11 protein-coding genes are annotated in these 12,665 nt (G+C 68.0%); 6 read left to right on the top strand and 5 right to left on the bottom strand.

Annotated elements, in window-relative coordinates; translation table 11 throughout:
• Positions 1-86 precede the first annotated feature (86 nt).
• The 3 genes from A5686_RS01365 to A5686_RS01355 all read left to right on the top strand — a co-directional run bounded on the left by A5686_RS01365 (position 87) and on the right by A5686_RS01355 (position 2,598).
• Positions 87-1,031 carry a GNAT family N-acetyltransferase gene (locus A5686_RS01365; protein WP_156749894.1) on the top strand — a complete coding sequence of 315 codons (945 nt, stop codon included), beginning with the start codon at positions 87-89 and terminating at the stop codon, positions 1,029-1,031.
• Between the two features lie 199 nt (positions 1,032-1,230).
• Positions 1,231-1,920, top strand: a complete 690-nt coding sequence (locus tag A5686_RS01360; RefSeq protein WP_067930027.1) for a DUF5642 family protein — start codon at positions 1,231-1,233, stop codon at positions 1,918-1,920.
• Between the two features lie 27 nt (positions 1,921-1,947).
• The gene (locus A5686_RS01355; RefSeq protein ID WP_067930025.1) at positions 1,948-2,598 is read left to right on the top strand and encodes a DUF5642 family protein; all 651 of its coding nucleotides are present in this window, start codon (positions 1,948-1,950) and stop codon (positions 2,596-2,598) included.
• A gap of 134 nt (positions 2,599-2,732) precedes the next feature.
• Here the strand turns inward: A5686_RS01355 and A5686_RS01350 are convergent, their stop codons facing one another.
• Positions 2,733-3,329 carry an alpha-ketoglutarate-dependent dioxygenase AlkB gene (locus A5686_RS01350; protein ID WP_197520448.1) on the bottom strand — a complete coding sequence of 199 codons (597 nt, stop codon included), beginning with the start codon at positions 3,327-3,329 and terminating at the stop codon, positions 2,733-2,735.
• A 93-nt stretch (positions 3,330-3,422) separates the two neighbouring features.
• Here A5686_RS01350 and arcA point away from each other — a divergent pair, with 93 nt between their 5' ends.
• Positions 3,423-4,634 carry an arginine deiminase gene (gene arcA / locus A5686_RS01345; protein WP_067930021.1) on the top strand — a complete coding sequence of 404 codons (1,212 nt, stop codon included), beginning with the start codon at positions 3,423-3,425 and terminating at the stop codon, positions 4,632-4,634.
• Positions 4,635-4,710: 76 nt separating this feature from the next.
• Here the strand turns inward: arcA and A5686_RS01340 are convergent, their stop codons facing one another.
• Positions 4,711-6,306 (bottom strand): dolichyl-phosphate-mannose--protein mannosyltransferase, encoded by a 1,596-nt coding sequence (locus tag A5686_RS01340; RefSeq protein WP_067930019.1) that lies wholly within the window; start codon positions 6,304-6,306, stop codon positions 4,711-4,713.
• A gap of 24 nt (positions 6,307-6,330) precedes the next feature.
• Here A5686_RS01340 and rsmI point away from each other — a divergent pair, with 24 nt between their 5' ends.
• Positions 6,331-7,167 (top strand): 16S rRNA (cytidine(1402)-2'-O)-methyltransferase, encoded by an 837-nt coding sequence (gene rsmI, locus A5686_RS01335; RefSeq protein ID WP_067930017.1) that lies wholly within the window; start codon positions 6,331-6,333, stop codon positions 7,165-7,167.
• A gap of 10 nt (positions 7,168-7,177) precedes the next feature.
• Here rsmI and A5686_RS01330 read toward each other — a convergent pair whose 3' ends face one another.
• From A5686_RS01330 to A5686_RS01320, 3 genes are read right to left on the bottom strand one after another with little or no spacing between them, the layout of a single operon-like run.
• Positions 7,178-8,428, bottom strand: a complete 1,251-nt coding sequence (locus tag A5686_RS01330; protein WP_067930015.1) for an aminodeoxychorismate synthase component I — start codon at positions 8,426-8,428, stop codon at positions 7,178-7,180.
• Positions 8,429-8,478: 50 nt separating this feature from the next.
• Positions 8,479-9,390: an RNA polymerase sigma-70 factor gene (locus tag A5686_RS01325; protein WP_067930013.1), complete on the bottom strand. Its 912-nt coding sequence runs from the start codon at positions 9,388-9,390 to the stop codon at positions 8,479-8,481.
• Positions 9,387-10,574: an NAD(P)/FAD-dependent oxidoreductase gene (locus A5686_RS01320; protein WP_067930011.1), complete on the bottom strand. Its 1,188-nt coding sequence runs from the start codon at positions 10,572-10,574 to the stop codon at positions 9,387-9,389. The genes A5686_RS01325 and A5686_RS01320 overlap by 4 nt, the downstream gene beginning before the upstream one ends.
• Before the next feature lie 377 nt (positions 10,575-10,951).
• Here A5686_RS01320 and A5686_RS01315 point away from each other — a divergent pair, with 377 nt between their 5' ends.
• A complete protein-coding gene (locus A5686_RS01315; RefSeq protein WP_067930009.1) occupies positions 10,952-12,616 on the top strand; it encodes a hypothetical protein in 1,665 nt (554 codons plus the stop codon).
• Positions 12,617-12,665: the final 49 nt, after the last annotated feature.

Here is a 12,665-nt window from a genome sequence, read left to right as displayed (position 1 = left end):
CGCGCAGAGCGGCGTCGCGATGCTGCGGGTGGCGGTCTATAGCGGTGGCCGGACTGACCGGCGCGCGGGTGGACGAGCTGGCGACGATGGACATCTTCAAGGGGTGTCCCGCCGAAGACCTTGCGCCGCTGGCGGGTCGCCTGCAGCCACTTCGCGCCGCGGCCGGCCAGGTGCTGATGCGGCAGGGAGAGCAGGCCGTCTCGTTTCTGCTGATCTCGTCTGGTACCGCCGAGATCGAACACATGGGTGACGACGGCGTGGTGATGGTCGAGCATGCCTCCCCGGGGATGATTGTCGGCGAGATCGCCCTGCTGCGTGACATTCCCCGGACCGCGACGGTGACCACCGCCGAACCGCTGACCGGCTGGATCGGTGACACCAGGGCCTTCGCCAGCATGGTGCACATCCCCGACGTCATGTCGCGGCTGCTGCGCACAGTGCGTCAACGTCTCGCCGCATTCATCACGCCGATCCCGATTCGGGTACGTGACGGCACGCTGCTGTTGCTGCGCCCGGTGCTTCCCGGCGACAGCGAGCGCACCGTGCACGGACACATCTACTTTTCCAGCGACACGCTCTATCGGCGGTTCATGACCCCGCGTCTGCCAACCCCCGCACTGATGCACTACCTATCGGAGGTCGACTACGTCGATCACTTCGTGTGGGTGGTCACCGACGGCAGCGACCCGGTGGCCGACGCGCGCTTCGTGCGCGACGAGAGCGACCCAACGGTCGCCGAGATCGCCTTCACCGTCGCCGATGCCTATCAGGGTCGCGGCGTCGGCACCTTCTTGATCAGCGCGCTGTCCATCGCCGCCACGGTCGACGGCATCGAAAGGTTCTCCGCGCGAATGCTTTCCGACAACGCTCCGATGCGCGCGATCATGGACCGCTACGGAGCCGTCTGGCAGCGCGAAGACGTCGGCGTCATCGCCACCGTGATCGATGTGCCGCAACCGCGCGGCCTGCGGCGTGACGACGCCGAGCAGATCAAGCGCGTGGCCCGGCAGGTTATCGCGGCGGTTGGCTGAGACCGTCGCCCGCATGGTGTTGCAACCCGCGGCCAGTCGGGAGCATCAGGTGACTTCCAAATCTGCTGGCGCATCCGCTAGCACGTTTGAGGATGGCAGCGTCCTTCCTGAGCTGACTAAATGACGGAAGTCATTCCGGCCGGCCCCGGCACTGGCGTGGGGGAGACGGTACGGCGGTGTCTTGTGCTATCAACTCCTCATGCGGCCGTTCCGGATTGGCCCGCCGCTGGTTGCAGTGCTCGCGCTGGCGCTCGGCGCTTGCGGCCACTCATCGGGGCGGGCTCCGTCGGCCGTGCCCACGAAATTCGCTCCGACGACGGCCGTTGCGGTCAACCCCGCCAATATCAAACGCGTCGTGCGCGACCTGCCACCCGGGTACGAGGTGACCACCGGAATACCCAGTGCCGCCTCACCCAGAATGATGTGGAGCCTCGGGGGCGACCCGCAGGTCAAGCCGGCCAAGTGCGCAACGTTGGCCGACCCCGGGAACGGGCGCGACCAGTTGGCGCAGGGCGTCTCGGGATCGGGGAGCGGCGGCATCGTCGACGCGGTGGTGGTCGCTTTGCCAGGGCCAGTGGATTTCCCGGAAGACCTCGTCGCCGCGTGTGCCCAATGGTCCGAGACCGCCGGGCGGACCGTGGTACATGTCCACCTCACCGACGCGCCGCATGTCGACGGTGTCGACACCGTCGGAATGGTGGCCGACGTCAAGTCATCCGTCGAATCGGGCACTGAAATAGATTCGCGCACTTACACGTTCAGCGCGTACCTGGGCAACTACTACGCATTTACCACTTTGACCACCGATCCGGGTTCGTCGCTCCCGGTGCTGCCGCCGCAATTCGCCGCGGATCTCCTCGCGAAAACGGTGTCCACGTTGCGCAGCTGAGCGCTCCGCTTGGGTAGATTGGCCTCGATGTCCAAGGTGTTGCTCGCGACAGCGGCTGTCTGCGTCGTGGCCGGCTGCTCATCGGCCACTCACCCGGAGGAGGCCGACATCAACAAGGTCGTCGACGTGAAGTCCAGCTTCGGACCCGAGTTCCAGGTCAGCGACGTCAGCAAACAAGGAATCGATCCCAAGCTGATGGCCGGCCGCAAACTGCCTGACGGGCTGACGTTCGACCCCGCGAACTGCGCGAAAGTCGCGGCCGGGCCGGACATGCCGGCGGACCTGCAGGGCAACATGTCCGCGGTCACCGCGGAGGGCCGCGGCAACCGGTTCGTGGTGATCGCGTTAGAGACCTCAAAAGCGTTGCCATTCAACGATCCTGGGAAGGATTGCAACAAGGTGACTTTCACCGGCCCGCAGCTGCGAGGCGGTGTCCAGGTGGTCGAGGTGCCTCAGATCGAGAGCACTCGCACGCTGGGCGTACATCGCGTCATGCAGGCGTTGACGCCGGGCGGTCCACGCACTGGCGAGCTGTATGACTATTCGGCGGCTTTCGGCGAATACCAGGTGATCGTCATCGCCAACCCGCTGGTAATTCCCGATCAGCCGGTTGCTCCGGTGGACACCCAGCGGGCGCGCGATTTGCTCGTCAAAGCGGTGACGGCGGTGCGTACCTGACCGCAGTGTTGATGGCGGCGGCCCGCTGCGCCCGGCGTTGCCGCGCTTGCGACCGCCGCAGTGTTGATGGCGGCGGCCCGCTGCGCCCGGCGTTGCCGCGCTTGCGACCGCCGCAGGGTTGATGGCGGCGGCGGCTAGCGCACGCCGCGAGGGCGGAACTGGATGCTCACCCGGGGGCCGACGGACGCCGTCGTCTTCGGCACGGAGTGCTCCCAGGTGCGCTGGCACGATCCGCCCATCACCAGCAGATCGCCATGCGCTTGGGGCAGCCGCAGGGACGGGCCGCCGCCGCGGCGGCGCATCGCGAACGAGCGGGTGGCACCTAGGCTGACGATCGCGACCATGGTGTCCTCGGTACTGCTACGGCCGATGGTGTCGCCGTGCCAGGCCACGCTGTCCGAGCCGTTGCGATAGCAACACAAGCCGACCGTGGTGAACGGCTCACCTAGCTCCCCGGCGTAGATGTCATTGAGCCGCCGCCGCAGCCGGGCCAGCTCCGGATGCGGCGGCTCGTCAACGGCAAGGTCATGGAAGCTCACCAGCCGTGGCACGTCGACAACGCGGTCGTACATCTGCCGGCGCTCCTCGCGCCACGGCACCGTCGACAACAAGGCGTCCAGCAGGTCGTCGGCATCGGTGAGCCAGCCGGCGCGGATCTCGATGAACGCGCCGTCGCCGAGTTGTCGGCGCTCGGTGTGCTGGAACAGGGAGCCTTGGACCGCGATCTCCACGAAGGCGAGTTTATCGCACATCCGTTCGATGGTCCGAGGCGCGCGACGGGCGTGTGCCGGGACCGCGCGGCCCCGCGCCGCTACGGTTGACCCGTGGGTGTTGTCGAGCTGGGCACCAATTCCGAGGTCGGCGCGCTGCGCGTGGTCATCCTGCACCGCCCCGGCGCCGAGTTGCTCCGCCTCAATCCGCGCAACGTCGACCAGCTGCTGTTCGACGGACTGCCGTGGGTCGCCCGCGCGCAAGACGAGCATGACCAGTTCTCGGCACTGCTGCGGTCCCGCGGCATCGAGGTGCTGCTGTTGTCGGATCTGCTCACCGAGGCGCTGACGTACAGTGGAGCCGCCCGCATGCAGGGCGTCGCGGCCGCCGTCGACGCGCGACGACTCGGAGTGCCTCTGGCTCAGGAACTTTCGGCGTACCTGAGGGGACTCGAGCCGGCGCGGCTGGCCCAGATTCTGATGGCCGGCATGACGTTCAACGAGTTGCCCCCGGGCACCCGGACCGACGTGTCGTTGGTGCTGCGCATGCATCACGGCGGCGACTTCGTCATCGATCCGCTGCCCAACCTGGTGTTCACCCGCGACTCGTCGATCTGGATCGGCCAGCGGGTGGTCATCCCTACGCTGGCACTGCGTGCCCGCGTGCGCGAGGCGTCGCTGACCGATCTCATCTACGCCCATCACCCTCGGTTCACCGGCGTGCGGCGTGCCTACGAGTCGCGCACCGCCCCCGTCGAGGGCGGCGACGTGCTGTTGCTGGCGCCGGGCGTGGTGGCGGTCGGGGTCGGCGAGCGCACCACTCCGGCCGGCGCGGAAGCGTTGGCGCGCAGCCTGTTTGACGACGACCTCGCGAACACGGTGCTCGCGGTGCCGATCGCGCAGCGGCGCGCCCAGATGCACCTGGACACGGTGTGCACGATGGTCGACACCGACACGGTGGTGATGTACGCGAATATCGTCGACTCGTTGTCGGCCTTCACCATTGCGCGCACGCCCGACGGGGTCGCCATCAGCGACGAGGCCCCGTTCCTGGAGGCCGCGGCCAAGGCGATGGAGATCGACAAGCTGCGGGTCATCGACACGGGACTGGATCCCGTTGTGGCCGAACGTGAGCAGTGGGACGACGGCAACAACACGCTGGCCCTGGCGCCCGGCGTGGTAATCGCCTACGAACGCAACGTGCAGACCAACATTCGTCTACAGAACGCCGGCATCGAGGTGCTGACCATCCCGGGATCCGAACTCGGTACCGGCCGCGGCGGACCCCGGTGCATGTCCTGCCCGGTCGCCCGCGACCTGCTGTGACGATGCCGCGAAACTGCAACTGGCAACGCATTTCCCGAGTTGGGCCGTCGCTAGTTGCAGTTTCGCGGAGAACCAACTAGCGCCAGCTGGGCAGCCAGATCTCCATATTCCACGTCTGCTGCGAAATCGGCAGACCGGTGAGCACCGGGAACAGCCAGGCGAAGTTGGTCACCACCAAGGCCACGTAACAGCACACGGCGATCAGCCCCAGCGTGCGTCGCTCCGAATACGCCCGCGGCCGCAGCCGCCGGGGCGGGGCTCCCGGGGTGTAGAGAATGTCGCCGCAGGTAAGCGCGATGGCCATCACCAAAAACGGCGCCATGGTCGCGGCGTAGAAGAAGTACATCTGTCGGTCGATGTCGGCGAACCAGGGCAGCCAGCCCGCGCAGTAGCCGACCAGCACCGCGGCGTACCGCCAGTCGCGGCGCACCAACATGCGCCACAACGCGAAAATGAGGACGGGCACCGCCAGCCACCACATCGCCGGGGTGCCCACCAGCATCTCGGCCTTGACGCACGATTGTGCCCCGCACCCGGCGACGTTCTGCTCGTCGATGGCATAGAGTACCGGCCGCAGTGACATCGGCCAACTCCACGGTTTGGATTCCCACGGGTGATAGTTGCCGGCGGAATTCGTTAAGCCGGCGTGGAATTGGAACGCCTTGGCGGTGTAATGCCACAGCGATCGGATGGCGTCGGGCATGGGCACCACCGAATGCGGGCCGATCGTCTGGCCCACCTCGTGCCGGTCGATGGCGGTCTCGGAGGCGAACCACGGTGCGTAACTGGCCAGATACACCAACGCCGGCATGACGGCCAGCGCGTACGCGGTCGGGACGAGGTCACGCCGCAGGGTCCCCAGCCAAGGTCGGGTCACCTGGTACTGACGGCGCGCCGCCACGTCGAACGCCAGCGACAGGGCACCGAAGAACAGCACGAAGTACAGGCCGGACCACTTTGTGCCGCAAGCCAATCCGAGGAGAATTCCGGCGCCGAAGCGCCACCAGCGCACGCCCAGCCGCGGACCCCACGCCGTGTCGCCGATGCGGCCCTCCTGCAGCGCGATGTGCATTCGCTGCCGAACCTGGTCGCGGTCGACGATCAGCGCACCGAACGACGCGACCACGAAGAACGTGAGGATGCCGTCGAGCAATGCGGTCCGCGAGGCGACAAAGCTGACACCGTCGCAGATCACCAGCACGCCGGCGATCGCGCCGATCAGCGTCGAGCGGCTGAGCCGCCGGACGATCCGCATCACCAGCGCCACCATGACCACGCCGAGCAATGCACCGGTGAACCGCCAGCCGACCCCGTTGTAGCCGAAGATCGCCTCACCGAGCGCGATCAGTTGCTTGCCGACCGGCGGATGGACGACCAGTCCGAACCCGGGGTTGTCTTCGACGCCGTGGTTGTGCAGGACCTGCCAGGCCTGCGGCGCGTAGTGCTTTTCGTCGAAGACCGGGGTGCCGCCATCGGTGGGCGAGCCCAGGTTCAAAAACCGCGTCACCGCCGCCACCAGGGTGATAACCCCGGTCACCACCCAGCCGCGGACCTGATCGGTCGGCCCGAAATCGGCGACCGGCACCAGCGGCCCGGGACTGACGACGGGCACCGCGCGCTCGGTATCGGCACCCTCTGTGTTCGAGAGGGATTCGCGGGGCGGGGCGGTCATCACGTCGATCGTAGGCTGTCGGTCATGACCACCGGCCGCCTGTTGCTGGGCGCAACCCCTCTAGGCCAGCCGTCGGACGCCTCCCCCCGGCTGATCGACGCCCTGGCCCGAGCCGATGTGGTGGCCGCCGAGGACACCCGTCGGGTGCGCACGCTGGCCAAGTTCCTCGATGTGCGGATCAGCGGTCGGGTGATCAGCATGTTCGACCAGGTCGAGAACGCCCGGGCGCAGTCGGTGATCGAGGCGATCCGCGCGGGTGCCACGGTGCTGGTGGTCAGCGACGCCGGGATGCCGCTGATCAGCGACCCCGGCTACCGGCTGGTGACGGCCTGTGTCGAGGCCGGGCTGCCGGTGGGATGCCTGCCGGGACCGTCGGCGGTGACGACCGCGCTGGCGTTGTCCGGTCTGCCGGCCGAGAAGTTCTGCTTCGAGGGATTCGCGCCGCGTAAGAAGGGCGCGCGGCGGACCTGGCTGGATTCACTTTCCGACGAGCGGCGCACCTGTGTGTTCTTCGAATCGCCGCGTCGGTTGTCCGCCTGCCTGCGGGACGCGGTCGAACGGCTCGGCGGCGCACGTCTGGCGGCGGTATGCCGGGAGCTGACCAAGGTGCACGAGGAGGTGGTCCGCGGATCGCTCGACGAACTGTCGGCGTGGGCGGCCGACGGCGTGCTCGGGGAGATCACCGTCGTACTGGCCGGCGCCGCTCCCAGCGCCGACGTCCCGTCGCTGGTCGCCGAGGTGGAGGAGCTGATTGCACGCGGTGCCCGCGCCAAGGACGCCTGCGCTCAGGTGGCCGCCGCACATTCTGGGGTGCGTGCGAGGCAACTCTACGACGCGGTGCTGCAAGCGCGACGCGACTGAGGTCGCCCGGTCAGCCGGCCGGACTCGCGGCGGCGACGGACGGCAGCCCGACGACGGGGGACGCCTTATGGAGGCATTCCGCCCACTCGGCGTCGGGATCGGAGTCGGCGGTGATCCCGCCGCCGACGCCCAGCACCGCGCCGCCCGCGGCATCGAATTCGACGGTTCGGATCGCGACGTTCAGCTCACAACCGGCCACCGGCGATGCCAATCCTATTGTGCCGCAATATATTCCACGACGATTTGGTTCCCACTGCGAGAGCAGTTGACGGGCGCGATGTTTGGGTGTCCCGGTGACCGAGGCCGGTGGGAAGGTGGCGTCCAGCAACGCCGACGTCGGTAACTCGCTGGGAACCTGCGCGGACACCGTCGACACGAGGTGCCACACGCCCGGTGCGCGGCGCACCACCAACAACTCGGGCACGGTCACCGTGCCGACGATGGCCACCCGGCCAAGATCGTTGCGCACCAGGTCGACGATCATGATGTTCTCGGCGACCTCTTTGGCTGACGCGCGCAGTGCGGATGGCCAGGCATCCAGCGGCAGCGTGCCCTTGATCGGGCTGGACGTCACGATCGTGCCGCGCCGCCGCAGGAAAAGCTCCGGCGACAGCGACGCCACCGCGCCCCACGTACCGGCGAGGTAGGCCGCCCGGGCCGGGGAGGTGCGCGCCACGGCGTCGATGAAGAAGTCCAGCGGGGCGCCGGTGACCGTTCCGGTGAACTGCGTGCACACGCAAGCCTGGTAGACCTCGCCGGCGCGGATGGCTTCCAGGCATGCCAGCACCCCGTCTCGGTGTGCGGCCTGGTCGGCGATGGCCCAATCGATGTGGCATTCGCGCGCCACGACCGCCGGCGCCGCCAGCGCGGCGGCGAGCCAATCCGGCATCGGCGCGCCGGAGAGGCTCTCGTACCACCAATGGCCGTCGCGGTCGCGGCGCAGCAAGTAGTCGGTCCAGCCGCCCGCGGCCTCAGGGATCTGGTAGGCCTGCGCGTCGGCGGCGGGGTCGGGATAAGACAGGTAGCCGATCCAGCCGCCGCCCACTGCGTGCGGCTCTGGTGTCGGCGATGCCTGAACCGCGAACACGTCGTCGGCGTGCACCGGGCGCACCGACAGGCTCGGCGCGATCACCGCCAGCGCGCCGAACCATTCGCCGGTCAGCGCGGCCGGCGGCGGCAAACCGAGCCGGCGGGTGGCGTTGCCCACGGCGCGCAGCACCTGGGGTGCGGCGCCAAGATCGCCGAGCCGGTCGATTCGCACAGCCCTAGCTTGACAGAGCGGCGGTGTGTCGCATCCGCGGTGCCCGCTGCTCAGCTACGGCTGATGTCGCGGGCGGTGGCCAGGGCGGCCAGTTTCTGCGGGTTGCGCATCACATAGAAGTTGGTGATCTTGTCCTCGGCGATCTCCAGGGTGATCACGCCTTCGAGCTGTTCACCGAGGTAGAGCAACACCGCCGGGGCGCTGTTGCAGGTCACCATCTCCACCCGCATCGTGCCCAGGGCCGCGGCCCGGCGCATCAGGCCGGCGATCGCGCGGGCGACCTTTTCGGCACCGACCACCGGCCGCCGGGCGGCGCTCACCACGCCGCCGCTGTCGGCCGTCCAGGTCGCGTCCGGGGCAAGCATCGCCATCAGCGCTTGCACGTCTCCGCCGGCCGCCGTCGCCATGAACTGCGCCGTGATTTCGGCGTTGCGTTCCGGGTCGACCGAGTCGAATCGCTTGCGCCGGGCGCGCACGTGTTCGCGAGCCCGGTGCGCCACCTGCCGTACGGTGGGCGCCGGCCTGCCCACCGCCTCGGCGATCTCGCCGTAGTCGAAGCCGAACACCTCGCGCAGTACGAACACGGCCCGCTCGTCGGGATTCAACGTCTCCAGCAACACCAGCATCGCCATCGAAATCGATTCCGCCAGAACGACGTCGGTCGAGGGATCCTGCTCGTCGAGCAACAGCGGCTCGGGCAGCCACGGCCCCACGTAATCCTCGCGCCGGCGGGCACCGGCCCGCAGCGAGTTCAGCGCCTGACGGGTGACCAGCTGGGCCAGATACGACTTGGTGTCACGCACCGTCGCCAAGTCGACCGCCGCCCACCGCAGATAACTGTCCTGCAAGACGTCGTCGGCCTCGGTCGCCGAGCCCAGCATCTCGTAGGCGATGGTGAACAGCAGTGGCCGCAGCAAGGTGAACCGTTCGGCGTGCTCGCTGCCGATCGGTGCTTGCGTCATCGCGCGGCGACCTCCTCGTCGGCCGGTGACTGCGCGGGCCGCTTACCGCCCTTGATCCAGCGGTACGAACCGGGCTTGGCGGCTTCCCGCCGGATCGACCACACCGTGCCTTTGCAGATCGCTTCTTTGATCGACGCCGCCGCCCGGCCGCCGAGGAACATGTTCACCGGCGTGTCGTCGGTGCGGGAGAACTGCACGGTGGCGTGGGTGCGGCCCAGGCTGATGCACTGGCCGACGAACGCCTGGCTCAGCGCCGCGGGAGCCTCGCCGGCGATACGGCTGAGCACGGTGTTGGCGGCCTGGGCACCCATCGGGCCGGCGGCCTGGCAGCTCATCCGCAACGGTTGACCCGACGGCGCGGCGGCATCACCCGCGGCGACGACCCGTTCGTCGTCGATGCTGGTGAGCGTCTCGTCGGTGAGCAGCCGGCCCATCGGGTCGGTGTGCAGTCCGCTGCGCGCGGCCAGATCCGGCACCGCGAATCCGGCCGTCCAGATGGTCGCCGCGCTGGGCAGCACCACGCCGTCGGTGAGCACCACCTCATTCCAGCGCACCTCGGCCACCGCCACGGACTCCAGCACGTTGACACGCAGGCCGCGCAACTGTTTGGCCACCGAACGCCGGCCCCGCTTGCTCAGCGACGGACCCAGCACCGGGCCGCAGACCAGCGTCACCGGGCGCCTGCTCTCAGCCAGTTCGGCGGCCGTCTCGATGCCGGTCAATCCGCCACCCACCACGGTGACGGGTGCGGGTAGCGGCAGATCGGTGAGCGCGTAGTGCAGTCGCTGCGCGCTTTCCAGGTCGGCGACCGAATGGGCGAATTCGGCGTAGCCGGGCACCGTCTCTGCGGGGGCGCCGGTGCTGCCCACGGCGTAGATCAGGTAGTCGTAGTCCAGCTCGGCGCCGGAGGCCAGCAAAACACGCCGGCCGGCGGCGTCGATGTGATCGACGCTGCCCACGACCAACTGGATCCCCTCGCCGAGCAGCGTCGCGTAATCGGCGGTCGCCGTGCCGGTGTCGGCAACCAACTGGTGCAAGCGGATTCGCTCGACGAAGACGGGTCGCGGGTTCACTACGGTGATGTCGACGTCCGGGTGCTGGCGCAGATGGTTGGCCGCCAGCGTTCCGGCGTATCCGGCGCCGACGACGACGACATGGGTTCTCCGGCGTGCCACCTCGGTCATGGCTGTCTCCTTCTCGTAAGGTCCTGTGCCCTTGAGACACCGCAGAGCCGCCGAGCGTGACAGGCAGGCGCGCAATTGTGACCCGTCTCACTGCGCGCCAGCGGGCGGCGCCGGCCGTTTCGCCGTCGAACGCCGCTGAGCTGCAGCGAAGCTATGCCGAAACGCGCATGATACGCTGCGCTACGCCAATCAAGGCCTGCCCCGGGCCGGATCACGCACCGCTGGAACGCGCGAAACATGGGGCCACTTGCACTCGCAACGCTGTGTATTGGGAGAAACAACCTTGACGACGACGATCGCTTCGCCTGGGCCAGGCGCCGCGCCGGTATCGGCGCAGGCGCGCAGCCCTCGGTCGTCGGACGCGATCTGACGTCGCCATGGTGTGCTCATTGCGGAAACGCGCGCTGGCCGCTGTCGTGTGCGCGGCGGTGGCGCTCAGCGGCTGCGGCGGAAAGAGCGACCCGGGACCGCTGTCGGCGATGGTCAGCCCGGCCATCCCGCCCACCGCGCAGGAGATACCCAACCCATTGCGCGGCCAGTATGAGGAAATGCTGAATCCGCTTTTCCCGCAGGGTAATTCAGCGCAACAGCGATACTCTGCCTGGCCCGCGTCGTACGACGCCAGCTTGCGTGTCTCGTGGCGGCAGTTGCAGCCCGTCGATCCGCGCACCTTGCCCCCGGACGCACCCGACGACCGCAGGTTCGATTTCAGCGCCATCGATGACGCACTGGCCAAACTCGGCAGCCGCAACATGCGCCTCATCCTGGGGGTGTACGTCTACAAGTCCTGCTGCAACGATTCCTACGCCGACAACACCAACATCGCGATTCCGGACTGGCTGCGCCCGTCGGCGGCCAGCTATCCCGCGCCGTCGACCGGTTCGGGCCCGGGCATCACCCAGGTGGTACCGAACTTCAACGACCCCGACTACCTCAATGGCGCCAGCCACCTTTTGGGCGCGCTCGGCCGCCGTTATGACGGCGACGAGCGGCTGTCCGTGTTCGAATTCTCCGGCTACGGTGACTTCGGCCAGAACCAGCTCGCGTATCTGCGCGATTCGCTAGGGGCTGCGGGTCCCACCCCCGACGACAGCACCGCAAAACTGGGCTATTACAGCCAGTTCCGCGACCAGAGCATCACCAAAGCCTCCATCGCCCAGCTGGTCGCGGCCAACGTCAACGCCTTCGGCCACACCCAACTGGTAGTTGCTCCGCAGAATCCGGAGATCGTCCGCCAGCTGTTCGCCGACGACGTCACCAAGAAGTTGGCCGCGCCGGTGGGCATCCGCACGGACTGCCTCGGGGTGCAGGCGCCGTTGCCGGAGTGGGCCGAGGCCAACGACTCCCAATACGTCCGGTCCAACGACGCTGTCGTCAATGCGATCAGGCAGCGGCTGATGACGGCGCTGGTGATCAGCCAGTGGTGCCGATTGCCCAGGGGTGCCGATGCGCGGTCGTACTACGAGAAGGGGCTGCACGATGTCATCCGGTATCACGTGTCGATGACGTCGAGCGCCGATTTCCCGGACCGCGATGCGACGTCCGCGATGGACCCCAAGCTGTTTGAGTTGTGGAGCCAGGCCAATACCTCTGCCGGCTACCGGTATTCGGTCGAGGCAAAGCCCGGATCGCAATCGATGCAGGGGAAGGTGGCGACGATCTCGGTCGAGTGGACCAACTACGGCTCGGCGGCGGCCACCGAGCACTGGGTGCCCGGCTACAAACTGGTGGATTTCTCGGGTGCGGTGGTTCGCAGCCTGCCCGCGGCGGTCAATCTCAAGACGCTGGTCCACGATGAATCCAGCCAGTCTCGCGAGGAGCCGGTTGCGGAGTCGGCCGCCGAGTCGGTGCACGTGGACGTGACGGGCCTGGCGCCGGGCCACTACACGGTGCGAGCCTCGGTCGAATGGCAACAGCACATACCGGGCGCCTCGCACGTCGTGAACTACGCGCCGATGGCCCTGGCGCGAGACGGCCGCGATGGCTCCGGGTTGTATCCGATTGCCACACTTGATATCCCGAGCGACCCGACCAGCGCATAGTGAGGATCCGAAGTCCTCACGTGAATCCAAACAAATTGTGGCGCAGCTA

The organism is Mycobacterium sp. E2479 (assembly GCF_001667925.1).
Classification (GTDB): domain Bacteria; phylum Actinomycetota; class Actinomycetes; order Mycobacteriales; family Mycobacteriaceae; genus Mycobacterium.
The sequence above is the reverse complement of the archived record's forward strand: the minus strand, read 5'-3'. Positions and strand labels throughout refer to the sequence as shown.

What these genes read in the sequence shown, in the direction of transcription:
- A5686_RS01365 (WP_156749894.1), top strand. Translation starts at nt 87, where the DNA reads ATGGACATCTTCAAGGGGTGTCCCGCCGAAGACCTTGCGCCGCTGGCG.
- A5686_RS01360 (WP_067930027.1), top strand. Translation starts at nt 1,231, where the DNA reads ATGCGGCCGTTCCGGATTGGCCCGCCGCTGGTTGCAGTGCTCGCGCTG.
- A5686_RS01355 (WP_067930025.1), top strand. Translation starts at nt 1,948, where the DNA reads ATGTCCAAGGTGTTGCTCGCGACAGCGGCTGTCTGCGTCGTGGCCGGC.
- A5686_RS01340 (WP_067930019.1), bottom strand. Translation starts at nt 6,306, where the DNA reads ATGACCGCCCCGCCCCGCGAATCCCTCTCGAACACAGAGGGTGCCGAT.
- rsmI (WP_067930017.1), top strand. Translation starts at nt 6,331, where the DNA reads ATGACCACCGGCCGCCTGTTGCTGGGCGCAACCCCTCTAGGCCAGCCG.
- A5686_RS01325 (WP_067930013.1), bottom strand. Translation starts at nt 9,390, where the DNA reads ATGACGCAAGCACCGATCGGCAGCGAGCACGCCGAACGGTTCACCTTG.
- A5686_RS01320 (WP_067930011.1), bottom strand. Translation starts at nt 10,574, where the DNA reads ATGACCGAGGTGGCACGCCGGAGAACCCATGTCGTCGTCGTCGGCGCC.
- A5686_RS01315 (WP_067930009.1), top strand. Translation starts at nt 10,952, where the DNA reads ATGGTGTGCTCATTGCGGAAACGCGCGCTGGCCGCTGTCGTGTGCGCG.